Source organism: Cellulomonas sp. NPDC058312, from assembly GCF_042880135.1.
Lineage (GTDB): Bacteria > Actinomycetota > Actinomycetes > Actinomycetales > Cellulomonadaceae > Cellulomonas.
In genome coordinates this window covers 856,779-880,248 of sequence record NZ_JBHVZE010000002.1, presented here as the reverse complement: position 1 = coordinate 880,248, position 23,470 = coordinate 856,779, and the positions used below count along the sequence as shown (strand labels likewise).

Below are 23,470 nucleotides of genomic sequence, written 5' to 3'. Positions count from 1 at the left end.
CCACCCCCGGCCCGGGCCCGACGCCCGCACCGCACCCCGCACACCGGAAGGCCCCGCCCATGACCCTCGACGCCGACGGCGCGCTCGCCCTCGAGCTCGACCGCGCCCACGTGTTCCACTCCTGGTCCGCCCAGGGGGCGCTCGCGCCGCTCGTCGTGCGCGACGCGGCCGGGTGCGAGGTGACGCTCGGCGACGGCCGGACGCTGCTGGACTTCAGCAGCCAGCTGGTCAACACCAACATCGGCCACCAGCACCCCCGCGTCACCGCCGCGATCGCCGAGCAGGCCGCGACGCTGACCACCGTCGCCCCCCAGCACGCGGTCCTGCCCCGGGGCCGGGCGGCCGAGGCGATCCTGCGGCACGCGCCCGCCGGGTTCTCGAAGGTGTTCTTCACCAACGGCGGCGCCGACGCCAACGAGAACGCGATCCGGATGGCCCGCCTCGTCACGGGCCGTGACAAGGTGCTGTCGTTCTACCGCTCGTACCACGGCAACACCGGCGCGGCCGTCGTCGCGACCGGCGACTGGCGGCGCGTGCCCAACGAGTACGCCCGCGGCCACGTGCACGTGTTCGGGCCCTACCTGTACCGCACCGAGTTCTGGGCGACGACGCCCGAGCAGGAGTGCGAGCGCGCGCTGCACCACCTCGAGCGGGTGCTCGTCGCCGAGGGCGCGTCCTCGGTCGCGGCCATCCTCGTCGAGACCGTCGTCGGCACCGGCGGCGTGCTCGTCCCGCCCCCCGGCTACCTCGCGGGACTCCGCGCGATCGCCGACCGGCACGGCGTCCTGCTGATCCTCGACGAGGTGATGGCCGGGTTCGGCCGCACCGGCTCCTGGTTCGCGCTCGACCAGCACGACGCGGTGCCCGACCTCATCACCTTCGCCAAGGGCGTGAACTCCGGCTACGTCCCCGCGGGCGGCGTGCTGATCTCCGACGCCGTCGCCGCGCACTTCGACGACCGGGTGTTCCCCGGGGGCCTCACCTACTCCGGGCACCCGCTCGCGATGGCCGCCGTCGTCGCCACGATCGAGGCGATGGAGGACGAGAAGATCGTCGAGAACGCCGCGCGCGTCGGCGCCGACGTCCTCGGGCCCGGGCTCGCGGCGCTCGCGGACGCGCACCCCTCGGTCGGCGAGGTGCGGGGGACCGGCGTGTTCTGGGCGCTCGAGCTCGTCACCGACCGGGACGCCCGCACCCCCGTCCCCGCCGCCGGGATGGCCGCCGTGAAGTCCGGGCTGCTGGACCGCGGGCTGCTGCCGTTCGTCCAGGACAACCGGATCCACGTCGTGCCGCCGTGCGTCGTCACCGACGCGCAGGTCGCGACCGCCCTGGCCGTGTACGACGCGGTGCTGACCGAGCTCGACGCCACCCTCTGACCCCCGGCCGCTCCGGCGCCCCGACCCCGCGACCGGTCGTAGGGTCGATCCAGGCCACCCACCCGACGTCCGGAAGGACCCCCGCATGTCCGAGACCACCGCCCCCACGCCCACCACGCCCCGCGCCGTCGTCACCGGCGCGTCCAGCGGGATCGGCGCCGCCACCGTGCGCCGGCTGCGCGCCGAGGGCTGGGACGTGGTCGCCGTCGCCCGCCGCGCGGACCGCCTCGAGGCGCTGGCCGCCGAGACCGGCGCCGAGGCGTTCGCCGCCGACCTCACCGTCGACGAGGACGTCGCCCGCCTGGTCGCGCACGTCGAGGCCACCGGCGGGCTCACGTCGCTGGTGAACAACGCGGGCGGCGCGCTCGGGCTGGACCGGGTCGAGGACGCCGACGTCGACGGCTGGCGGCGGATGTACGAGCTCAACGTGCTGGGCACGCTGCGGATCACGAAGGCGCTGCTCCCGGCCCTGAAGGCCAGCGGTCGCGGGGACGTCCTGGTCGTCACGTCGACCGCGTCCATCGCCCCCTACGAGGGCGGCGCCGGGTACACCGGCGTCAAGCACGCCGAGCGGATGCTCACCACGACCCTGCGCCTGGAGCTGATCGGCGAGCCCGTCCGGGTCATCGACATCGCCCCGGGCAACGTCGCGACCGAGGAGTTCTCGCTGGTCCGGTTCGACGGCGACGCCGCCCGCGCCGCGAAGATCTACGAGGGCTACGAGCCGCTGGTCGCCGACGACGTGGCGGACGTCATCGCGTTCGCCCTGACCCGCCCGCACCACGTCAACATCGACACCCTGGTGGTCCGCCCCCGCGCGCAGGTCAGCAACACCCAGATCGCCCGCCGCCCCTGACCGCGGCGCTGCCCCCGCGCCGCCCCAGCCCGCCTCGCGGGGTCAGCCCAGCGTGAGCAGGGGGGTGCCGTCGTCCTGGGGGAGGGTGCCGTCGACCGTGGCGGTGACCTGGAGGGTCCGCAGGGTGACCTCGCCGCGGTACGTGGACAGGAACGCCGTGTCGGTCGCGTCCCGGCCGGTCGCGATCCGCAGCAGCGACGGCCGCGGGGCCAGCCGGGTCGCGTCCACGACGTGCCAGCCGCCCTCGACGTGCGCCTCGACCACCGCGTGGAAGTCCATCGGCGTCAGCCCCGGCGCGTACACCGCGGCCAGCCGGGCGGGCACGTCGCGGGCCCGGAGCAGCGCGATCACCAGGTGCGCGAAGTCCCGGCACACCCCGCGCCGCTTCAGCAGCGTGTCGGTGGCGCCGTCGGTCGGCAGGCTCGACCCCGACAGGTAGCCGACGTGGCCGTGCACCCAGTCGACGACCGCGTCGACCAGCGCCCGGTCCCGCAGCCCGCGGAACTGGTCGCCCGCGAACGCCAGCAGCCTGTCCGAGTCCCCGTACCGGCTGGGCCGCAGGTACTCGACGACGTCGACCTCCTCGACCACGGGCGCGGAGTCCCGGCCGGTGACCACGGCGCGGTAGCCGACCTCGACCTGGCCGGGGTCGCAGTCGAACCGGTGCAGCCGGGTACCGTGCGGCCCCGCGATCTCCCGGACCGCGACCGGTGCGCCGTCGCGGGTGACCGACAGCGTCTCGGTGACGTCGTACGCACCCCGCGCGACCGTGACGGCCAGGACCAGGTCGGCGGGGGCGCGGACCTGCATCGACAGGTGCGAGGTGACGGTACGCAGCACGGAGGTGGGGCTCCTCGGACGGGGGAGGGCCGCGACGCCGCGGCGCCCGCGCGGAGCCGGGCGAGCACAGTGTGCTCCCCGGCGCGCGCGGGCGCCAGAGCCGGTCGCGGTCAGCTCGCCGCGGTGACCGACCCCTCCAGCTCGTCCGCCCGGCGGATGTGCCGGCCGACCCACGGGGACAGCGCCGCGAGCGCCAGCGCGAACAGCAGCGCGACGCCGCCGATCCCGCCGAAGTACAGCGTGTCGGAGGTGCCCTCGGTGGCCTTGATGAGCTGGGCGGTGATCGCCTGCCCGGCGGCCGGCGCGAGGAACCACACCGCCATCGCCTGCGTCCGGAACGCCCGGGGCGCGAGCAGCGTCGTCGCCGCGAGGCCCACAGGGGACAGGCACAGCTCGCCGAGCGTCTGGATCACGTAGACCACCACGAGCACCCACGCCGGGGCCTTGCCGTCGCCGATCGCCGCCGAGGCGGCCGACATCACCAGGAACGACACGGCCGCGAGCCCGAGGCCGAGGGCGAACTTCGACGCCGTCGCGGGTCGGTCCTGGGTCCTCGCCCAGATCCACGCGAACACCGGGGCCAGGATGATGATCGACAGCGGGTTGACCGACTGGAAGAACTCCGGGCTGATCGTCGCGCCGAACAGGTCGAGCTCCGTGCGGTTCGCGGCGAACGCGGCGAGGGTCGTGGCGGCCTGCTCGAAGATCATCCAGAACAGCATCGCCGCGACGAACAGCGGGATGTACGCGATCACGCGCGGCCGCTCGGCGTCGGTGACCTTCGGGGAGCGGTACATCGCGACGAAGTACGCCACCGGCGCGAGGAACGCCAGGTACGACATCGTGTCGATGAACGTGTCGAGGTTGAACCCGCCGGAGACCACGGCCGCGATCCCGCCGACGACCACGACCGCGCCGAGAATGATCGCCAGCCCACGCAGCAGGGCGGGGCGCTCCTCGGGGCGGATCGGGTTCGGTGCGGACCCGCCGGCCGACCCCAGGTACTTCCCGCCGGCGACGAAGAACACCAGCGCGATCGCCATGCCGACCGCCGCGACCAGGAAGCCCGCGTGGTACCCGCCCCACGCCCGGGCCGCCCCGACCAGGAACGGCGCGGTGAACGAGCCGATGTTGATGCCCATGTAGAAGATCGAGAACGCGGAGTCGCGCCGGGAGTCGTCGCGGGCGTACAGCTCGCCGACCATGCTCGACACGTTCGGCTTGAGCAGGCCGGTGCCGAGCGCCACCAGCGCGATGCCCAGGTACGAGGTCGGCGCCGACGGCAGCGCCAGCGCCACGTGCCCCGCCGCGATGATGATGCCGCCGTACAGCGTCGAGCGCCGCGAGCCGATCACCCGGTCGGCGAGCCAGCCGCCCACGACCGACAGCAGGTACACGCTGGTGCCGTAGATCGACACGAGCGCCAGGCCGGTGCGGTCGGCGATCCCGAGGCCGCCGTCCGCGACGGCGTCCGTCAGGTAGTACAGGAGGATGGCGCGCATCCCGTAGTAGCTGAACCGCTCCCACAGCTCGGTGGTGAACAGCGTCATCAGGCCGCGCGGGTGGCCGAAGAACGCGCGGTCGCCGGCGAGCTCGCCCGCGGGGCGTGCCGCTGCGTCGGGGGCGCTCATCGCGGGAGCCCGGTCTGCGGGCGGGCGGCGGACGCCGCGGTGGCGGTGGTGGTGGTCATGTCGTTCTCCTGCACTCGAGAGGCCGAGCGCGCCGCCCCGCAGCACCGCGGTCCGGTCCCGGGGGCTCGCGCAGAGCGGCGGGACCCGCCGTCCAGCATGTCGCCGCCGCTCGCAGCGCTGCAAGGCGAACGTCCCAGCCGCGGGCCCGTTGAGTGGGCAAGGGCGGCAGGCGCGCAAGGTGGGCCAGGTGGGGCTTGAACCCACGACCGACGGATTATGAGTCCGCTGCTCTGACCGGCTGAGCTACTGGCCCTCGTCGCGGTCAGGGTACCGGCCGGGCCGGTGCGCGGCGGCTACCGTGGGGCCTCGTGCCGCTCTTCTCCCGCCGCCACGCCCTGCCCGACGCCGACCGCCGCGCGCTGGACCTCCCGCCCGACGACCGGGTGCTGGCCGCCGCGCGCGTCCCGGGGGGCCGGTGGGTGGCGGCGTCGCGCCGGGCGCTGCACCTTCTCGACGGGGACACCGTGCTCCGACGCCCGTGGACCGACGTCGACCGGGCGTCGTTCACGCCCGAGCCCGCGGCGATCACCGTGCACTGGGTGTCGGGGCAGACCCAGGAGGTGCCGCTCGAGGCCCCCGTGCCGGTCGCCTTCGCGCAGGCGTTCCGCGAGCGGGTGCAGTCGTCGGTGGTGCACGTCGAGACCGTGGCGCTGCCCGGCGGGGCGACGGTCCGGGTGGCGCTGCGCCGCGGCGAGGACGGCGACCTGTTCACGCAGGTGACCGGCCCCGCGACCGTCGACCTCGCCGACCCGGGGGTGGTCGCGCTGCTCGACGAGGCCGAGGCGCGGGTCCGGTCCGCGGCCGGGCTGCGTCCCTGACGGCGGGCACGACGGCGGGCACGGTGGACGTGGCCGGAGCACCCCCGACGGGCTGCTAGAGTTTTCCCCGCACGATCCCTCGTAGCTCAATTGGCAGAGCATCCGACTGTTAATCGGACGGTTACTGGTTCGAGTCCAGTCGAGGGAGCACCCAGACCCCCGGCAGCCGCGGCTGCCGGGGGTCTTCTGCGTCCCGGGCGGCGGTGCACCGCTGCGGTGTGCCGATGGTGACGTGCTGGGTGGCCCGGCGGGTGCGCACCTAGTGGAGCGGTGATCGTCACCTCATGCGGGACCGCTCCGCACGGACCCGGGGGTCGTGGCCCGCTCAGTGGCGGTAGGGAGCGGCAGGCTCGACGTGTCCAACGCGCACCACGGGAGTGGCGGTTGCTGAGTGGGTTCCCGGCGTTCCGGTGCGCGACGTAGGAGATCGAGAGGGATGACTCATGAGCACGACAGCTTCTCCCCGTCGGCGTCGCACGGGCCGGGCGTTCGCGGCGGCCTGCCTGGCGGTCACGATGCTCGCGGGAGTCGGCGCCGTCGCGTCGGCCGCGCCCGCACCGGCCGCGCCCGCACCGGCCGCGCCCGCACCGGCAGCGCCCGCACCGGCCGCGCCGGTCAAGGCGTTCATCGGCGTGGGGCCGAACGGTTCCTTGTACCACGACTTCAAGGCCATCGACATCCCGTCGTCGGAGGCATACTCGTTCGACCGGTACCAGTACATGGAGGTCACCCGGTCGGCCCAGTGGTCGAGCGATGCCAACGCCGTCTCCTTCAGCATCCGGCCGACATCGTTCAAGTACTACTGGGCCTTCTGGTGGAAGACGAACGTAGTGAACGCGACGAGAGTCCACACCCAGGCCTTCCTCCTGAAGAACGGCGTCACCGTCGACCACCGGGAGAAGCGGGAGTTCGTGCTCGGGGACCGCGGCTCGGAGCTCAGCGGCTTCCTGTCGTTCGGGGATCACGGCAAGGGGACGTACTGCATCCGGCTCGAGTCCGCGATCACGGGCATGTACTGGAACGAGCCCAGCTCGAACATCTCGTCCTCGCGGTCGCGCTGCTTCGACCGCTGAGGGCCGCACCAGCGCCGGCGGAGCGAGGAGGGCGTCCTCGCGCCGCCGGCGCGCCGGTGCGCCGGTCAGGCGGCCGTGACCGCCGCGGCGCGCGCTGCTCCGACGAACTCCGTGGGGGTCCGGCATCCCCACCTGGGTGGGGGGGTGCGGGGTGCGGGCCGTGCGCTCGTGGCGGCGGGCCTCGCCGTCGCGATGCTGACGGGTGTGAGCGGGACGGCTCGGCCTTCACCCCGCCGCCGCTGATCCTCTACGAGGAGTACGGCTGGATGCCCGACGGCAGCCCGGTCCGTGACTTCGAAGGCGCTCGACACGACGGCGTCCGGCCGGTACTCGCCGAGCGGGAAGCAGTGGGCCGAGCTCAAGCGCGACAGCCGGTGGTCGAAGCAGAGGAAGGCCGTGCGCGTGCGGATCGAGCCGCGTTCGTACCAGGACGAGTCGGGGTGGTTCTCGTTCAACGACACCTACCGGGTGGAGTCGATGACCACGGCGACGCTCACGGGGCCGAACGGGTACACCACGACCTACCGGAACTTCCAGGTGACCAACAGGACCAGCGGTGCCCTGATGGACGCGAACCTCCCGTTCGGTGGCGCCGGGAAGGGCACCTAATGCATCACGACCACCGGGTCGGTGGGGGGTCCGGGAGCATCGCCGACACCAGGACGACCTGCTTCCCGCGCTGAGCGGCCGGTCGGCACGGGTGCCTCCCGGTTCCGGGCGTCGTGGTGACCAGCACGGACGGCTGAGTGGCCGCCGCGGCTCCACCTCATCCGCCGGTACGAGCCACCTGTTCGGTCCGATTCGGCACGGCATCCGCGTGAGGTGGCGTACCCGGTGCGGACGTCAGCGCGGGACGGTGGCCGCGTCCGATGCGCTCGGCCCACGGCCTGGCTCCGCTGCCGGCGGGGGTGCGGGCGCGATGCGTGCAACAGAAAGCGAGAATGACCATGACCATGACAGCTGCTACCCGCCTGCGCACCGCAGGCCGAGCGATCGCGGGTGCCTGTCTGGCCGCCACGATGCTGGTGGGAGCGGGTGCGGTCGCATCGGCTGCGCCGGCGCCCGCGGTGGCCGTGAAGACCCTGAGCGGCGTCGGACCGGGTGGTGTCATCTACCACGACTACCAGCACATCGTCTCGGCGACCGCTGCGTCGTACTCGTTCGACCGCAACCAGTGGTTCGAGGTGGGGCGGTCGGCGCAGTGGTCGAACCAGGCCAACGCGGTCTACGTGGACGTGCAGCCCAAGTCGTTCGAGTACCACAACGGCTGGTGGTGGGTCTCGAACAAGTCGCAGAAGACCCGGGTCCACACGAGAGCGACGCTCATCAAGATCGGTGACGGCGGCGGCGAGATCGACTGGCTCAGCACCCACGACGTGGTCACGACGAACCGTGGTGGGACCCTGACCGGCAACCTCTCGTTCGGGAAGCACGGCAAGGGGACGTACTGCATCCGGCTCGAGTCCCAGATCTCGGGGATGTACTGGGACCGGCCGAGCTCGGACGTGTCCAACTCGCGGTCGTTCTGCTTCGAGCGCTGAGATGCAGGTGCCGGCGGCGTGCGGACGGATGTCCTCGCGCCGCCGGCACCGGTCAGACCGGCGGGAGCTCGGTCAGCACCGCGTGCAGCGCCAGCCGCGGGTCCGCGAGCAGCCCCACCACGTGCGGCGTCACGTCCCGCACCAGGTCGTCCGTCGCCTCGGCGTCGAGCCCGTGGGCGAGGTCGAGCCGCTCGACGGCCGTGCGCACCCACGCGGCCGCCCCGGCGGTGTCGCGGGGGTCGGGACCTCCGCGCAGCGCGTCGAGCGTCGCCGCGTCGTCGGCGGGTGTGAACCCCGGGACGGCTGCCGCGCCCGACTGGACGACCAGCACCGCGGCCAGCGAGAACGCCGTGAGCGGTGCGGTCGCGCCGGCCCGGGTGCGGTCGACGCGCACGGGCAGGTTGCGGGTGCGCCACTTCGCCACGGCGTTCAGGGCGATGTCCGCGAGCCGGTGGTGCAGGTAGGGGTTCGTGAACCGCTCCAGGATGCCCGCCGCGAACGAGTCGAGATCCGCCCGGTCGCCCGGGATCGTCGGCAGCACCTCGTCGGCCACCAGCCGGTCGACGTAGCGGCGGACGTCGGGGTCGGCGAACGCCTCGCGCACGCTGGTGTGCCCGAGCAGGAGCCCGACGGCGCTCAGCGCGGTGTGCGTGCCGTTGAGGACGCGCACCTTCTGCTCCCGGAACGCGCGGATGTCGGGCATGAACCGCACGTCCAGCCCGGCGCGGTCCAGCGGCAGCAGCTCGCGCACGCGGGGGTCCGCGCCGATCGCCCAGACGTGGAAGTACTCGCCCTTGACGACCAGCCGGTCCGCGAACCCGATCTCGGCCTGGACCGCGTCGATGTCGTCCCGCGGGTAGCCGGGCACGATCCGGTCGACCAGGGTGTCGGCGAAGCTGCACGACTCGTGGACCCAGGTCCGGAACCCCTCGTCGAGCCCGGCGGCCGCGGCGTGCCGCAGCACCAGCTCACGCAGCGTGGACCCGTTGTCCTCGATGAGCTCGCACGCGAGGAACGCGAGCCCCCGGTCGGGGTCGCCGTCGAAGTGCCGGTACCGGTCGTGCAGCAGCGCGGTGACCTTCGCGGGGAACGACGCCGGGGGCGTGGCGGCGAGGTCGTCGCCCGGCACCCAGACGATGCCGGCCTCGGTGGTGTTGGACACGACGACCCGCAGGTCCGGGCTCAGGTACAGCTCCCGGTAGCGGTCGAACTCGCCGTGGGCGGCGACCACCTCCTGCACGCAGTCGACCCGGGTGATCTCCCGGACCGGCTCGCCGGCGCGCACGCCCTCGAGCAGGACGTGGAACAGCCCGTTCTGCTCGCGCAGCAGGTCGAGGGCGGCGTCGGGCGTCGCGGTGGCGTGCACGACGGCCACGCCGGTGTCGGTCACGCCGGCGGTGTTCGCGACCTGGATCATCCAGTCGACGAACCCGCGCAGGAAGTTGCCGCCGCCGAACTGCAGGACGGTGACGGGGCGGGCGGTGCGGGGGACGGTGGTGCTGTCGAGCGGGCGCATGGTGCTCCTGGTGGGTCGGGCCGGGGCGGGGGTCGGCTGCGGGCTCACGTGACGGTCCCGAGCTGCCACGGCACGAACTCGTCCTGACCGAGGCCCAGCTCCTCGCTCGCGGTGCGCTCGCCGGACGCCACCGCGATGATCCGGTCGAGGATCTCCTCGCCGACCTCGGTGACGCTCGCGAGGCCGTCGACGATCCGGCCGCAGTCGAGGTCCATGTCGTCGCGCATCCGGGTGTACATCTCGGTGTTCGTCGCGAGCTTGATCGTCGGTGCGGGCCGGCTGCCGAGCACCGAGCCGCGGCCGGTGGTGAAGCACACGACGGTCGCGCCGCCCGCGACCAGGCCGGTCACCGACACCGGGTCGTACCCGGGGGTGTCCATGAAGCCCATCCCGCGCGTGGTGATCGGGTCGGCGTACTGGTACACGGCCGACAGGTCCGCCTGCCCGGCCTTGGCGACCGCACCGAGCGACTTCTCCAGGATCGTCGTCAGCCCGCCGGCCTTGTTGCCGGGCGACGGGTTGTTGTCGAGGCTGCCCCCGCCGTCGGCGGCGTACCGCTGCCACCAGTCGATCCGCTCGAGCAGGGCGCGCGCGACGTCCGGCGACACCGCGCGCCGGGTGAGCAGGTGCTCGGCGCCGTAGATCTCCGGGGTCTCCGCCAGCACCGAGGTGCCGCCCGCCGCGACCAGCAGGTCGGAGGCGTGGCCGAGCGCCGGGTTGGCGGTGATGCCGGAGTAGCCGTCGGAGCCCCCGCAGTTCAGGCCGAGCACCAGCTCGGAGATCGGCGCGGGTTCACGGCGGCGGGCGTCGAGCGCGGGCAGCATCCGCTCGACGGCGGCGACCCCCGCGGCGACCGACGCCCGGATGCCGCCCTGCTCCTGGATCGTGAGCGACTCCACGAGCGTGTCCGACGCCACGGGCAGCGAGTCGAGGATCGACCGGACCTGCACCATCTCGCAGCCGAGCCCGAGCACCAGCAGCCCGGCGACGTTCGGGTGCGCGGCGTACCCGTGCAGGGTGCGCTGGAGCACGCCACCGCCGGTGGACGCGGGGATCATGCCGCAGCCGCTCTGGTGGGTGAGGGCCACGACGCCGTCGACGTGCGGGTACTGCGCGAGCAGCGGCTCGACGGCCGCGGCGATCATCCGGGCGGTCGCCGCGGAGCAGTTCACCGAGGTGAGGATCGCGACGTAGTTCCGGGTGCCGACCCGGCCGTCGGCGCGCCGGTACCCGAGGAAGGTGCGCGGCGGGCCGGACGGGACGGGGAGCTCGGTGTGCACGCCGCCGAGCTCGTGGGAGTCGGCGCCGGTGTCCATGCCGAGGTTCTGCACGTGCACGTGCGCGCCGGCGGCGATCGGGGCGGTCGCGCGGCCGATCGACTGGCCGTACTTGTGCACCTGGCCGCCTGCGGGCACGTCCCGCACCGCGAGCTTGTGGCCGCGCGGCACGTCGTCGAGGACCTCGAGGTCCCCGTCTGGGGTGGTCAGGCGCGTCCCGGCGGGCAGGCCGCGGGTGGCGACGACGACCTCGTCCGCGGGGGCCAGCCGCAGCGTGACGCGGTCCAGGGGGGTGCCGTCCAGGGGGGTGCCGTCCAGCGGGGTCGTGCTGGTCATGGGGGTCTCCTTGCTCATCGGGGCGTCCCGGGCTCGTCGGCGACCGCGCGGCCGGCCTCGCGGTCGCGGGTCTCGGCGACCAGCTCGGTGATCCGGGCGTCGGTCAGCGGGTACAGGAAGAACAGGACGGCGCCCGCGATCGTCAGGGCGAGGCAGGGGTAGAGGGTCTGCAGGCCCTTGATGCCCTGGAGGATGCCGTCGGCCTGGTCGGCGAGCTCGGGGCGCTCGGTGAACTTCGGCACGTAGCCGATCAGCGACAGGCCGAAGCCTGCGGCGCCGCCCGCGACCGCCTGGGCGATCTTCCGCGAGAAGTTGAACATCGAGTAGGTGATGCCCTCGCGGCGGACGCCGGTGCGCCAGTGGCCGTAGTCGATCGCGTCGGACACGAGCGCCCAGGTGATGCCGTTCGGCAGCGCGACGCCCACGAACGACAGGCTGTAGAGGATCGTGAACGTGACGGTGTTCGTCGGCAGCAGGAAGTTCAGGCCGTCGGCGACCGCGGCCAGGGCGAACCCGGCGATGGCGACGTTCCGCTTGCCGAACTTCGCGACCAGGAACGGGATCGTGAGGATCGCGAGGATCGAGGACCCGATGCCGAAGAAGTTCACGACCGCGAGCAGGTCCTGGTTGTGCAGGTTGTAGTCCGTGAAGTACACGATCATCGCGGGCTTGATGTTGTACGCGGAGATCGAGAACACGGTCATGAGGACCAGCACCAGCAGCGCGCGGTTCCGGCCGATCGTGGTGGCGAACGTCCGCGGCGTGATCTTCTCGGTGGTGCGGGCGACAGGCACGACCTCCTTCGTGCCGCGGAACGTCGCGAAGAACCCGAGGACGCCGACGACGGACATCGCTCCGGCGGCCGCGGCGAACCCGACCCGGTCGTTGCCGAACGCGTGCACGATCGGCATGAACGCGACGCCGGTGATGAGCAGGGCCGTGACCGAGCCCGCCTGCCGGAACGACGCGAGCTGCGCGCGCTGCGCCGGGTTCTGCGTCATCACCGAGGCCAGCGAGCCGTACGGCACGTTGGTGAACGAGTACAGGACGCCCCACGCCATGTACGACAGGTACGCGTACACGAGGTTGACGCCGTGCGTCCCGCCGGGGGTGAGGAACGTGACGACGGTCAGGGTGCCGAGGGCGATCGAGGCGTACATCATCACGGGCTTGAACCGCCCGTGCCGTCCGCCGCCGGGACGACGGTCGACGAAGATCCCGGCGACCGGGTCCATGAACGCGTCGAAGATCTTCGTGAACACGAACACCCCGGCAGCGGCGGCCGGATTCAGCCCGGCGACGTCGGTGTAGAACTTCAGCAGGTACGCCTGCCCCAGGTCGAACATGAAGCCGTTGCCCATGTCGCCCAGGCCGTAGGCGACCTTCGCGCGGAGCGGGAGCTTGTCGTGCAGGGCCGTCAGGAGGCCGCGGGGCGTGGTCGCCTCGGGTGCCGTGGTCATCGTCGTCCTCGGTTCGGGTGTCAGGTGGTGGGGATCAGCCGCGGCGCGCGTAGGCGAGCCGGGGCAGGTGGTAGGCGAGGTCGACCGCGGTCTCGACGGCCTCGTCGACCCGCAGCCGGTGCTCCAGCACCAGGCGGGCCAGGAACCCGGCGTCGACCCGGCGCGACAGGTCGTGACGCGCGGGGATCGACGCGTAGGCGCGGGTGTCGTCGACGAAGCCGGACATGTTCGCGAAGCCGGCCGTCTCCGTCGCGGTCTCGCGGAACCGGCGCATGCCCTCGGGGGAGTCGAGGAACCACCACGGCGCGCCGAGCCGCAGCGACGGGTACGCGCCGGCCAGCGGGGCGAGCTCGCGGGAGTAGACGGTCTCGTCGACGGTGAACAGCACCGCCCGGAACCGCGGGTCCGTGCCGTACGCCTGCAGCAGCGGGCGCAGGGCGCGGGTGTACTCGGTCGCGACGGGGATGTCGAAGCCCTTGTCCTGCCCGTGCGCGGCGAGCACGGCGTCGTGGTGGTCGCGCAGCACGCCGGGGTGGATCTGCATGACGAGGCCGTCCTCGCAGGCCATGCCGGCCATCTGGAACAGCATGTGCGCGGCGAACGCGTGCACCCGCTCCGGCGTCACCGAGGCCGGGTCGGCCAGCGCCTCGGCGTAGACCCGCGCGGCGACGGCGTCGTCCAGCGGCGTGGTGTCCGCCGAGAGGTGGCCGTGGTCGCTCGCGAGGGCGCCGGCCGCCACGAACGCCTGCCGGCGCTGCCGGAGCGCGGCGAGGTAGCCCGCGTAGGAGCCGGTGTCGATGCCCGACACCCGCGCGAGCTCGGCGATGTCCGCGGCCCAGGTCGGGCGGTCCAGGTGCACGACGGCGTCGGGTCGGAAGGTGGGGACCACGCGGTCCCCGAGGCCCTCGGCGGCGAGCTGCGCGTGGTGCTCCAGGGTGCTGGTCGCGGCGTCCGTCGTCGCGAGCAGCTCGATGCCGAACGTGTCCAGCAGCGCGCGGGGCCGGAAGCCCGGCTCGGCGATCCGCGCGGCGATCGTGTCGAACACCGCGTCCGCGGTGGCGGCGCTCGGCTCGACGTCGACGCCGAACACCTCGACGAGCTCGTGCTCCAGCCAGAACCGGGACGGCGTGCCGCGGTACAGGTGCCAGCTCGCGCAGAACCGGCGGAAGATCGCGCGCGAGTCCTGCTCGACCGGCCCGCCGTCGACGCGCGGGATGCCCAGGTCCGCCGGGGCGACCCCCTGGGACACCATCATCCGGGTCACGTAGTGGTCGGGCACGACCAGCAGCTGCGCGGGGTCGGCGAACGCCTCGTCGCGGGCGAACGCCTCGACCTCGACGTGGCCGTGCATGCAGATCAGGGGGAGCCGCGCGGTCTCGGCGTAGATCTCGCGGGCGACCTCGCGCTGGCGGGGGTCGGCCGGCAGGGCCCGGTCGGGGTGCAGGGTCAGCGGGCGCGGGTCGGTCGTGCGCCGGTCCGTCGTGCGGGGGGCGGTCGTGCGGGGGGCGGTCGTCGGGGGAGCGGTCATGGCCACGGGGCGTCCTCGATCCAGGGGTGACGTGCTGTTGGTCGGTGTGCGGGTGACGGGGAGCGTCGCGCTGCACACGATTGCATCGTGGCGTGACGCAGGTCTCATCGCGCGGGACCTAGGTCCGAATCGGCCGCTTCTCATGCACGAACGCGCAGGTCAGGTGTCTGCACACGTATGCAGATCCGGTGGCGCTCTAGCATGGGAGGTCCGTGCCGGGAGTCGGCCGGCTCGGGGCAGGAGGACAGGTGGCAGCGACGATCCGCGAGGTCGCCGACCGGGCCGGGGTGTCGCCGTCGACCGTGTCCCGCGCGTTCACCCGGCCGGAGATGGTCGACACCGCGACCCGCGACCGCGTGCTCGACGTCGCGGGCCGGCTCGGGTACCAGCCGAGCGCGTCGGCGCGGTCCCTGCGGACCGGCCGGACCGGCGCGATCGGCGTCCTGGTGCCCGACCTCGCGAACCCGTTCTTCCCCGAGCTGGTGCGCGGGGCCCAGCGCCGGGCGCGCGAGCTCGGCCACCCCGTCCTGCTCGCCGACAGCGGCGAGGACCCGGACGCCGAGCTCGGGCTGGTGCGCACCCTCGCGCAGAACGTCGACGGGCTCGTGCTCTGCTCGCCCCGCATGTCGGACGCCGCGCTCGCCGAGGCCGCGCGCCTGCGCCCCGTCGTGCTGGTCAACCGCGCCGCTCCGGGGTCGCCCGCGGCGACGGTGCCGCCCGTCCTCATCGACAACGCCGGCGGGATCGAGCAGGCCCTGCGGCACCTGCGGGCCCTCGGGCACCACCGTGTCGGGTTCGTCGCCGCCACGGAGACCAGCCGGTCCCACGCGCAGCGGCTCGACGCGTTCCGCACCCGCACCCCTGCGCACGGCCTCGCCGGGATCGTGCTCGGGCCCTACCCGCCGACGGTGGAGGGCGGCGCCGCGGCCGGGGACGACGTGCTGCTCGCCGACGTCACCGCGGTCGTCGTCGCCAACGACGTCATGGCCGCGGGGCTCGTGGCGCGGCTGTCCCGGCTCGGGCTCGCGCTGCCCGAGCGGCTCAGCATCGTCGGGTTCGACGACATCGCCATCTCCGCCCTGCTGACGCCCGCGCTCACCACGGTGCGGATCCCGCTCGACCGCGCGGGGGTCGTCGCCGTCGAGCGGCTGCACGGGCACCTCGCCGGTGGTGTGGTCGCCGGTGGTGTGGTCGACGGCGGGCCGGGCCCGGGCACGCCGGTCCCGGGCGTCCCGGACGCGCTGCCGACCGAGCTCGTCGTGCGCGCCAGCACCGCCTCGGTCCCCGGCGACCCCCAGGGGTAGCGTCGGGGGCGGCGTCACGGGTGCCGCCGCGCAGGCGGCCACCCGGGGCCCCGCGGTACCGGACGTGGACCTCGCCGACGCAGCACCGGACATCGGAGCACCCCGTGGAACCGACGACCCCCTTCCTGCCCGCACCCCGGCACCCGCGAGCACGCGGCCGTCTCGCCGTCGCGGCCGTCCTCGGCGCCGTCGCGCTGCTGGCCGGCTGCGGCGGTGCCGACGACGCGTCGCCCGGTGCGTCGGCCGGCGCCTCACCGGGGAGCACCGCGGGCGCGACGCCCACCCCGACCGGGCTCGAGCCGGTCGCCGGCTCCACCGCGCCCGGCCTGCCCGACGGCGCCGGGCCCGCACCGGCCGACGCGGGCGCGGGTGCCGGGCGCGCGACCGACGAGGGCCTGCTCCACGTGGTCACCTTCGGGTCCAGCACGTGCCCGGCGGTGCCCGACGACACCGCCGAGTCCACCGGCCCGGCCGCCGTGACGGTGACGTTCCCGGAGCCGGGCGACGGGCCCTGCACCGCCGACCTCGTCCCGACGACCACGGTGGTCGCCCTGCCCGCCGGGACGGACCCGACCAGCGACCTGGTCGTGACCATCGGCACGAACGGCCAGGTCACGCTGCCCGCCGGGTCCACCGACCTCGTCTGGGTGCTCCCCGCGGGCTGACACGCCGGGAGTCGTCCACAGGGACGAGGACGGGGCTCGGCAGGAGGTCCGTCGAGCCGTACAGTCGGGAGCTCAGCCGCGCTCACCTGTCCCCGACCTCGGAGCACTCCCGATGAGCGCACCCGCCGCCGCTGCACCCGCCCCTGCCCCCGAACCCCGAGGAGTCCCCGCCGCCGGACCCGTCCCCGCCCCTCACCGTGCCCCTGACCCCGAACCCCCGAGACGGCGCCGCCGCATCGTGGTCGCCGCGCTCACCGCCGCGGTCCTCGTGCTCACCAGCGGCGGGGCGGTCCTCCACGCCCGCTGGGACGCCCGCGCCGAGCAGGACCTGGCGACCGCGACGGCGGACCTCGCCGACGCGACGCGCCGGTGGCGCTCGGCGCGGACGGACGCACAGGACGCGCTCGCGTCGTCCGCGTTGCGGGTGGCCGACGACGCCGTCCGGCGCGAGCTCGCGCAGCTGCTGACGGGTGTCCCCGCGCTGGGCGTGGACCCCGACGCACCCCGTGCCCACCGCACCGCCGAGGCCCGTCGGCTCGCGGCCGAGGCGGTCCGGCGCGCCGACCGGCTGGCCGTCGCGACAGGGGCCGTGCGCACCGCACGGGCGGCCTGGGAGCTCGAGCGCGCGGCGACCGGGCACGCCGCCGCACGCGACGAGCTCCGGCTCGCGGTCGACGACGCCGGCGCCGTGCTGGCGGCATCGGCGGGCCGGGTCGCGGACGACACCGCCCGACTCGCGCTCGCGGCGGCCGTCGACGCGGCGGTGCTCGTCCGGGACGAGCCCGTCCCGACCGACACCGCCGGGCTCGACTCCGCCAGCGACCGCGTCCGCCAGCACGTGCTCGCGCTGGACGGAGCGCGGCGCGCCGTCGCCGAGGCGGAGGCCGCCTGGCAGGCGGAGCAGGACCGGCAGGAAGCCGAGGCTGCGGCGCGGGCGCGGACCCGGGGGGCGAGCGGTGCGTCCGCGGGCGGCTCACGGCCGTCGTCGGCGGCTCCGAAGCCGAGCACCGGGGGAGCCACGCGGTCCGGCGGCACAGGCGGCTCCGGTGCGGGGTCCGGCGGTGCGTCGGGTGGCGGTTCCGGGGCCGCGGGCTGGGCTTCAGGCGGTCCGGTGCCCGAGGGCTACCGGGTCGAGGTCGAGACCCAGGGCGGTGCGTGGTGCGGCACCTCGCTCGGCGAGGTGTGGGAGTGCTGACGCGCGCGCGCCGCGGGACGGGAGGCGCCGTGACCTGATCCCCGACCCGCTGCACCTCACGAGTGAGGGGCCCGGTGCTGGCACACCGGACCCCTCGTGCCCGAACGACAGTTCCCTCGAGGAGACCTGACCATGCAAGCACCGCCATCCTGGCACGCCCGCAGGAACCCGTCCGCCCCGATCACCGGCGCCCTCGTGGCCGCCGCGGTCGCCGTGCTGGCCGTCCTGCCGGCGCCCCCGCCCGCCCACGCCGCGCCCGCGGCCGGCATCACCGTCACACCCGCGGGCCACGGCCCCGTGCGGCTCGGCCCGCTCGACGGCCCCTTCGGCTCCGAGGAGCACGGCTACTGCCTCCAGGCGCGGGTCACCGCGTCCGGTCCCGCGGACGTCCCCGTCGCCGTGACCACCCTCGACGACCCCGCGCTCGCCGCGGCACTCGCCCGGCACCGGTTCGCCGTGGACGACCTCACCCAGGCCGCGCTCGGCTACGCCGTCCACCAGCGGCACGAGCGGCCCGGCAGCATGGCCGGCGGCGACGTCGCGGCCGTCACGCAGCTGCTCGCCGCCGCGACGCCCGCGGCGGTGCGCGACCGGGCGGCCGACCTGCTCGCCGAGGGCCAGCGCGCCGCCGGTCCGTACGAGGGCGACCCGGGCCAGGTCACCGGCCAGGGTCGCCGCACCGGCGTGATCGAGGGCATCGCGCTGCGGTCCGCCGCCGGGGAGCCCGTGCCCGGAGCGGCGTTCACCGTCACCCTCACCGGCCCGGCGGTGCTCGACGCCTCCGGCACCGCGACCTACTCGGGCACCACCACCGCCGAGCCGCTGCGCCTGACGTGGACGGCGACCGGGCACGGAGCGGTGCAGTACCGGGTGGCCTTCGACGACGTGTGGCGGACCACGCTCACGCTGTTCGACCTCGCGGGCAACCGGCAGGACCAGCTGAGCTACGGCAACCGGCCGGGGCACGACCCGGAGCAGGTCGTCGTCCCGGGGCCCGAGTTCCCGGTCGTGCACGACTTCCGGCCCCGGGCCACGACCACCGTGCAGGACGTGCGGGTCGGCGACGGCGAGCCGCTCGTCGACCGCCTGGACATCACCGCAGCCCCCGGCGACCGGTGGGCCGTGCTGGACGGCGTCCCCGTCCCGGTTCCCGTCGACGTCACCTGGTACGGGCCGTTCGACCGACCGCAGCCGCAGCAGCCGCTGCCGCCGCCCGGCGCTCCCGTCGCGGGCGTCGAGCGGGTCGTGGCGCACGGACCCGGGACGCTGACCACCCCCGGGACGGTGCGGGCGACCGGGGACGGCTTCTACACCGCCGTCGCCACCATCCGCCGGGCCGACGCGGGCGACCTCGCCCCGTACGTCCGGGAGGACTTCACCGCACCGTGGTTCGAGGAGGTCGAGACGGCGGTGAACCGGTTCGACCTCGAGCACACGTCGCAGGCGCGGGAGTTCAACGTCGTGCCGGGCGGGCGCGCCGCCGACACCATCGTGGTCACCGGGTACCCGGCCGACCACGGCGAGTTCGGCGGGCTCGGCGGCTGGCAGGCCGACCTCCCGGACGCCGACGTCACGGTCTACGGGCCGCTGCCCACGCTGCCCGACGGGCCCGAGGTGCCGCCCGGCACCCCGGTGCTGTGGACCGGCACGGTGCCGGCGCGCGACGGGGTCCACGAGGTCGGCCACGACCGCGACCACCCCGTCGTCGCACCGACCCGGGCGACGTACCCCGGCGGCGACTACTTCGTGTTCGTCTACGCGTTCGCCGGCGACGCGCGGGTGGCGCCGTTCGTCAGCCGGTTCGACGACCTGCGCGAGGCGTTCTTCGTCCCGGGGCAGCCCGGGGTCGTCGTCCCGGCGGCGGTCGTGACGCAGGCCCAGCCGCAGGCGGTCCCGGGCGCGCCGATCCACGACCTCGCGCTGGTCACCGGGACCACCGAGGACGGCGACCACCTCGTGTTCGAGGCGTTCGGACCGCAGGACCCCGCGACCGAGGCGGTGTGCGACGACACGACGCGGCTGTGGACGTCCGACCCGGTGCCGGTCGCCGGCCCCGGGTTCTACGGCTCCGGCGAGGTGGCGGCGCCGGCCGTGGCGGGTGCCGTGCACTGGATCGCGACCCTCACCGCGGGCGACGGGACCGTCCGGGACCGCGGCGCGTGCGGCACCTGGTCGGAGACCACGCTCGTGGTGGACGAGCCGCCGGTCGTCTCGCCGGACGACCCGGGCCCCGCACCGACGCCGGTCCCGGCCGGCCCCGAACCCGGCGAGCCCGAGCCTGCGGGCAGCGGCCCGCTCGCGGTGACCGGCAGCGACGTGCTCGTCGCCGGCGCCGTCGGGGCCGCCCTGCTCGTCGGCGGTGTGGTGCTCGTGCTGCACCGGGTACGGGTGCGTCGCGCGCTCGACGAGGTCGACCCCCTGGGCTGACAGGGGCCGGGCGGGGACGGGGTCGACCCGGCCACCGTCCCCGCCCGGGCGCACGACCTCGTGGCAGCACCGCCCGCCGGGTACCCGGCCCGCGTCCGCCACCGTGCCGGCCCGCTCCCGCGCCAGCCGGAGTGCGCCGGCGGGTCTACGATCGCCGACGCGCTGCCGGGACCCCGGACGGCCCCGGTCGGGCACCGACCCCGGTCACGGCGCGACGACGACCAGGAGGACCAGCGGATGACGCGCGGTCGGCTGCGGGTCCTGCTCGGGGCGGCGCCCGGGGTGGGCAAGACCTTCGCGATGCTCGAGAGCGGGCGGGACCTGGTGGCCGCGGGCAAGGACGTCGTGGTCGCGGTCGTCGAGACCCACGGCCGCGTCGCGACCGCCGCCCTCGTCGAGGGTCTCGAGGTCGTGCCGCGGCGGGTCGTCTCCCACCGCGGCGTCGAGCTCGCCGAGATGGACCTCGCCGGCGTGCTCGCGCGCGCCCCGCAGGTCGCGCTCGTCGACGAGTACGCGCACACCAACGCGCCGGGGTCCGAGCACGAGAAGCGGTGGCAGGACGTCGCGGCGCTGCTGGACGCCGGCATCCACGTGGTGACCACCGTGAACATCCAGCACATCGCGTCGCTCAACGACGTCGTCCGCACCATCACCGGAGTGCCGCAGCGCGAGACGGTGCCGGACGCGGTGCTGCGCGCCGCGGACGACGTCGAGCTGGTCGACCTCGCGCCGCAGTCGCTGCGCGACCGGCTGTCGGCGGGGGAGGTCTACCCGGCCGAGCGGGTCGACGCGGCCCTGTCGAACTACTTCCGGCTCGGCAACCTCACCGCCCTGCGCGAGCTCGCGCTGCTGTGGCTCGCCGACGAGGTCGACTCCGCGCTGCGGACCTACCGCGCCGAGCACGCCATCGACGCCCCCTGGGAGGCGCGCGAGCGGGTGGTCGTCGCCCTGACCGGCGGCCCCGAGGGGGAGACCCTGCTGCGGCGAGGCGCCCGGATCGCCGCCCGGTCCGCGGGCGGCGAGCTGCTCGCCGTGCACGTCACCGCCCCGACCGGCCTGCGGCAGTCGGACCCCGCGGCGCTCGCGGCCCAGCAGCGGCTCGTCACCGACCTCGGCGGGACCTTCCACCAGGTCGTCGCGGAGGACGTCCCGCGGGCGCTCGTCGAGTTCGCCCGGTCGGCCGACGCGACCCAGCTGGTCATCGGCCTCAGCCGTCGCGGCCGCCTCGCCACCGCGGTCAGCGGGCCCGGGGTCGGGGGCACGGTGATCCGCGACGCGGGTGCGATCGACGTGCACATCGTCACGCACGCCGCCGCCGGCCGGCGCACCACCCTGCCCCAGGTCGGCGGGGCGCTGACCTGGCGCCGGCGGGCCCTCGGACTCGCGATGTCGCTCGTGCTCGGCCCGCTGCTCACCTGGTTGCTGACGTCGACCCGCACCGAGACGTCCCTGGTCGGCGACGTGCTGTCCTACCAGCTGCTCGTCGTGGTCGTGGCGCTGGTCGGCGGGCTGTGGCCGTCGCTGCTCACCGCGGTGCTGTCCGGGCTGAGCCTGGACTACTTCTTCATCGAGCCGGTGCGGACGATCTCCATCGCCGAGTCGCGGCACGCCGTCGCGCTCGTGCTGTACGTGGTGAGCGGCGCGCTCGTCAGCGCCGTCGTGGACCTCGCCGCGCGCCGCAGCCGGGCAGCACAGCGCGCTCGCGCCGAGTCCGAGCTGATGCTCACGGTCGCCGGCGGGGTGCTGCGCGGGCAGGACGCGCTCGCCGCGCTGGTCGAGCGGGCCCGGGAGGCGTTCGGTCTCGCGGGCGTGCGGCTGCGCTCCGGCGAGGACGTGCTGGCGCAGTCCGGGACCGTGCGCGCGGACGCGACCGCCGTGCCCGTCGACGAGCGGAGCGTCCTCGAGGTCGACCCCGGCGAGCACCCCGCCACCCGGCGGCTGGCGCGGTTCGGCAGCCGCGACCGCACCGTCGGCCTCGGCGGGACCGACCTCGACGGCGCCGGCAACCGGCTGCTCGGCGTGGTGGTGACCCAGATCGCCGCCGCCCTCGAGCACCAGCGCCTCAGTCGCACCGCGGACGCCGTCGGGCCGCTGCGCGAGACCGACCAGGTGCGGCGGGCCCTGCTGTCCGCGGTCAGCCACGACCTGCGCCGACCGCTGACCGCCGCGACCACCGCCGTCGGCAGCCTCCGGTCGGCGGAGGTGAGCTGGTCACCCGCCGACCGCGAGGAGCTGCTCGCCACCGCCGACGAGAGTCTGCGGACCCTCACCGCGCTGGTCACCGACCTCCTGGACGTCAGCCGTCTGCAGGCCGGCGTGACCGGGGTGTCCACGACGCCGACCGACGTCGACGACGTGGTCCTGCCGGCGCTCGACGAGCTCGGTCTCGGCCCGGACGAGGTGCTCCTCGACCTCGACCCGGACCTGCCGGCGGTCGAGGCCGACCCGGCGCTGCTGCGGCGGGTCCTGGTCAACGTGCTGGCGAACGCCGTGCGCGCCAGCCCCGCCGGGACGCGCGCGCGGGTCCGGACCAGCGCGTTCGCCGACCGGGTCGAGATCCGCGTCGTCGACCACGGTCCCGGGGTGCCGGCGGAGCGGTGGCCGGACCTCTTCGTGCCGTTCCAGCGGCTCGGCGACACCGACAACACCACCGGCCTGGGCCTGGGGCTCGCCCTGTCGCGCGGGTTCACCGAGGGGATGGGTGGCACGCTGACCCCCGAGGACACGCCCGGCGGCGGTCTGACGATGGTGATCGCGCTCCGGCAGTCCGGCGCGACGGGAGAGGGGACGCGCGCGTGAAGATCCTCGTCGCGGACGACGACGCGCAGATCCTGCGCGCGCTGCGGATCACGCTGCGCGCCCGCGGGTACGAGGTGCTGACCGCCACCGACGGGGCCGACGCGCTGAACCAGGCCGTCGAGCACCGGCCGGACCTGTACCTGATCGACCTCGGCATGCCGCACCTCGACGGGGTGGAGCTGATCCAGGGCCTGCGGGGCTGGACCACCGCACCGGTCCTGGTGCTGTCCGGGCGCACCGGGTCGGCGGACAAGGTCGAGGCCCTGGACGCCGGCGCCGACGACTACGTGACCAAGCCGTTCGTGGTCGACGAGCTGCTGGCGCGCGTCCGGGCCCTCACGCGGCGGGTGCCGGGGCAGGACGCCGAGCCGCTGACCCGGATCGGCGACGTGGTGGTGGACCTGACGGCGACGACCGTGACGCGCGACGGGACGCCGCCGGAGCCGGTGCGCCTGACGCCGACGGAGTGGCGGGTGCTGGAGGTCCTGGTCCGGAACGCCGGCCGGCTGGTGACCCGGCAGACGCTGCTGCGCGACATCTGGGGCTCGGAGCACGTGACCGACACGGGGTACCTGCGGCTGTACCTGTCGCAGCTGCGCAAGAAGCTCGAGCCGGACCCGGTCACGCCCCGCTACCTGCTGACCGAGCCGGGCATGGGCTACCGGTTCGACCCGACCGGCGGTCACCCGGACGGGCCAGCGGTGGCGGGGCCCGCCGGCGACGTCTAGGGTCTGCCGCCCTGACCTGCGGTTCTGTCCGCTCTCGGGT

18 protein-coding genes and 2 tRNA genes are annotated in these 23,470 nt (G+C 74.9%); 13 read left to right on the top strand and 7 right to left on the bottom strand.

Features of this window, described 5'->3' with window-relative positions; translation table 11 throughout:
* The first annotated feature begins 59 nt into the window (after nucleotides 1-59).
* Nucleotides 60-1,376 (top strand): aspartate aminotransferase family protein, encoded by a 1,317-nt coding sequence (locus tag ACFVXN_RS08560; protein WP_389230261.1) that lies wholly within the window; start codon nucleotides 60-62, stop codon nucleotides 1,374-1,376.
* 85 nt (nucleotides 1,377-1,461) lie between these two features.
* Nucleotides 1,462-2,232, top strand: a complete 771-nt coding sequence (locus ACFVXN_RS08555; protein ID WP_389230258.1) for an SDR family oxidoreductase — start codon at nucleotides 1,462-1,464, stop codon at nucleotides 2,230-2,232.
* A gap of 42 nt (nucleotides 2,233-2,274) precedes the next feature.
* On the opposite strand, the gene ACFVXN_RS08550 is transcribed toward ACFVXN_RS08555, so the two are convergent.
* From ACFVXN_RS08550 to ACFVXN_RS08540, 3 genes are all read right to left on the bottom strand, one after another.
* Entirely contained in the window at nucleotides 2,275-3,072 is a 798-nt protein-coding gene (locus ACFVXN_RS08550; protein ID WP_389230254.1) for a transglutaminase family protein, read from the bottom strand.
* Between the two features lie 110 nt (nucleotides 3,073-3,182).
* Nucleotides 3,183-4,703: a peptide MFS transporter gene (locus ACFVXN_RS08545; RefSeq protein WP_389230252.1), complete on the bottom strand. Its 1,521-nt coding sequence runs from the start codon at nucleotides 4,701-4,703 to the stop codon at nucleotides 3,183-3,185.
* Nucleotides 4,704-4,942: 239 nt separating this feature from the next.
* Nucleotides 4,943-5,016, bottom strand: a tRNA-Ile gene (locus ACFVXN_RS08540).
* Nucleotides 5,017-5,071: 55 nt separating this feature from the next.
* On the opposite strand from ACFVXN_RS08540, the gene ACFVXN_RS08535 reads away from it, so the two are divergent.
* The 5 genes from ACFVXN_RS08535 to ACFVXN_RS08515 all read left to right on the top strand — a co-directional run bounded on the left by ACFVXN_RS08535 (nucleotide 5,072) and on the right by ACFVXN_RS08515 (nucleotide 8,195).
* Nucleotides 5,072-5,581 carry a hypothetical protein gene (locus ACFVXN_RS08535; RefSeq protein WP_389230249.1) on the top strand — a complete coding sequence of 170 codons (510 nt, stop codon included), beginning with the start codon at nucleotides 5,072-5,074 and terminating at the stop codon, nucleotides 5,579-5,581.
* A 75-nt stretch (nucleotides 5,582-5,656) separates the two neighbouring features.
* Nucleotides 5,657-5,729, top strand: a tRNA-Asn gene (locus tag ACFVXN_RS08530).
* Between the two features lie 295 nt (nucleotides 5,730-6,024).
* On the top strand, nucleotides 6,025-6,654 hold the full coding sequence (locus ACFVXN_RS08525) for a hypothetical protein (protein WP_389230246.1): 630 nt from the start codon (nucleotides 6,025-6,027) through the stop codon (nucleotides 6,652-6,654).
* Between the two features lie 288 nt (nucleotides 6,655-6,942).
* Nucleotides 6,943-7,263 (top strand): hypothetical protein, encoded by a 321-nt coding sequence (locus ACFVXN_RS08520; RefSeq protein ID WP_389230243.1) that lies wholly within the window; start codon nucleotides 6,943-6,945, stop codon nucleotides 7,261-7,263.
* A 464-nt stretch (nucleotides 7,264-7,727) separates the two neighbouring features.
* Nucleotides 7,728-8,195: a hypothetical protein gene (locus ACFVXN_RS08515; protein WP_389230240.1), complete on the top strand. Its 468-nt coding sequence runs from the start codon at nucleotides 7,728-7,730 to the stop codon at nucleotides 8,193-8,195.
* A gap of 52 nt (nucleotides 8,196-8,247) precedes the next feature.
* Here the strand turns inward: ACFVXN_RS08515 and ACFVXN_RS08510 are convergent, their stop codons facing one another.
* From ACFVXN_RS08510 to uxaC, 4 genes are read right to left on the bottom strand one after another with little or no spacing between them, the layout of a single operon-like run.
* Nucleotides 8,248-9,711: a tagaturonate reductase gene (locus tag ACFVXN_RS08510; RefSeq protein WP_389230237.1), complete on the bottom strand. Its 1,464-nt coding sequence runs from the start codon at nucleotides 9,709-9,711 to the stop codon at nucleotides 8,248-8,250.
* 44 nt (nucleotides 9,712-9,755) lie between these two features.
* On the bottom strand, nucleotides 9,756-11,324 hold the full coding sequence (locus ACFVXN_RS08505) for a UxaA family hydrolase (protein WP_389230234.1): 1,569 nt from the start codon (nucleotides 11,322-11,324) through the stop codon (nucleotides 9,756-9,758).
* A 14-nt stretch (nucleotides 11,325-11,338) separates the two neighbouring features.
* The gene (locus ACFVXN_RS08500; protein ID WP_389230231.1) at nucleotides 11,339-12,784 is read right to left on the bottom strand and encodes a glycoside-pentoside-hexuronide (GPH):cation symporter; all 1,446 of its coding nucleotides are present in this window, start codon (nucleotides 12,782-12,784) and stop codon (nucleotides 11,339-11,341) included.
* 34 nt (nucleotides 12,785-12,818) lie between these two features.
* Nucleotides 12,819-14,312, bottom strand: coding sequence for a glucuronate isomerase (gene uxaC, locus ACFVXN_RS08495; protein WP_389230228.1), 1,494 nt, complete (start codon nucleotides 14,310-14,312; stop codon nucleotides 12,819-12,821).
* Nucleotides 14,313-14,560: 248 nt separating this feature from the next.
* Here uxaC and ACFVXN_RS08490 point away from each other — a divergent pair, with 248 nt between their 5' ends.
* The 6 genes from ACFVXN_RS08490 to ACFVXN_RS08465 all read left to right on the top strand — a co-directional run bounded on the left by ACFVXN_RS08490 (nucleotide 14,561) and on the right by ACFVXN_RS08465 (nucleotide 23,430).
* Nucleotides 14,561-15,616: a LacI family DNA-binding transcriptional regulator gene (locus ACFVXN_RS08490; protein WP_389230225.1), complete on the top strand. Its 1,056-nt coding sequence runs from the start codon at nucleotides 14,561-14,563 to the stop codon at nucleotides 15,614-15,616.
* Between the two features lie 104 nt (nucleotides 15,617-15,720).
* Complete coding sequence (locus ACFVXN_RS08485) at nucleotides 15,721-16,281, top strand: hypothetical protein (protein ID WP_389230222.1); 561 nt, start codon at nucleotides 15,721-15,723, stop codon at nucleotides 16,279-16,281.
* Nucleotides 16,282-16,519: 238 nt separating this feature from the next.
* The gene (locus tag ACFVXN_RS08480; protein ID WP_389230219.1) at nucleotides 16,520-17,476 is read left to right on the top strand and encodes a hypothetical protein; all 957 of its coding nucleotides are present in this window, start codon (nucleotides 16,520-16,522) and stop codon (nucleotides 17,474-17,476) included.
* A 132-nt stretch (nucleotides 17,477-17,608) separates the two neighbouring features.
* On the top strand, nucleotides 17,609-19,903 hold the full coding sequence (locus ACFVXN_RS08475) for a hypothetical protein (RefSeq protein ID WP_389230216.1): 2,295 nt from the start codon (nucleotides 17,609-17,611) through the stop codon (nucleotides 19,901-19,903).
* 237 nt (nucleotides 19,904-20,140) lie between these two features.
* Nucleotides 20,141-22,702, top strand: a complete 2,562-nt coding sequence (locus ACFVXN_RS08470; RefSeq protein ID WP_389230213.1) for an ATP-binding protein — start codon at nucleotides 20,141-20,143, stop codon at nucleotides 22,700-22,702.
* A complete protein-coding gene (locus ACFVXN_RS08465) occupies nucleotides 22,699-23,430 on the top strand; it encodes a response regulator (protein WP_389230210.1) in 732 nt (243 codons plus the stop codon). Before ACFVXN_RS08470 ends, ACFVXN_RS08465 begins: the two co-directional genes overlap by 4 nt.
* Nucleotides 23,431-23,470 lie beyond the last annotated feature (40 nt).

Coding starts and splice junctions, on each gene's coding strand:
- uxaC (WP_389230228.1), bottom strand. CDS start 14,312: ATGACCGCTCCCCCGACGACCGCCCCCCGCACGACCGCCCCCCGCACG.
- ACFVXN_RS08510 (WP_389230237.1), bottom strand. CDS start 9,711: ATGCGCCCGCTCGACAGCACCACCGTCCCCCGCACCGCCCGCCCCGTC.
- ACFVXN_RS08505 (WP_389230234.1), bottom strand. CDS start 11,324: ATGACCAGCACGACCCCGCTGGACGGCACCCCCCTGGACGGCACCCCC.
- ACFVXN_RS08500 (WP_389230231.1), bottom strand. CDS start 12,784: ATGACCACGGCACCCGAGGCGACCACGCCCCGCGGCCTCCTGACGGCC.
- ACFVXN_RS08560 (WP_389230261.1), top strand. CDS start 60: ATGACCCTCGACGCCGACGGCGCGCTCGCCCTCGAGCTCGACCGCGCC.
- ACFVXN_RS08545 (WP_389230252.1), bottom strand. CDS start 4,703: ATGAGCGCCCCCGACGCAGCGGCACGCCCCGCGGGCGAGCTCGCCGGC.
- ACFVXN_RS08525 (WP_389230246.1), top strand. CDS start 6,025: ATGAGCACGACAGCTTCTCCCCGTCGGCGTCGCACGGGCCGGGCGTTC.
- ACFVXN_RS08470 (WP_389230213.1), top strand. CDS start 20,141: ATGACGCGCGGTCGGCTGCGGGTCCTGCTCGGGGCGGCGCCCGGGGTG.
- ACFVXN_RS08555 (WP_389230258.1), top strand. CDS start 1,462: ATGTCCGAGACCACCGCCCCCACGCCCACCACGCCCCGCGCCGTCGTC.
- ACFVXN_RS08475 (WP_389230216.1), top strand. CDS start 17,609: ATGCAAGCACCGCCATCCTGGCACGCCCGCAGGAACCCGTCCGCCCCG.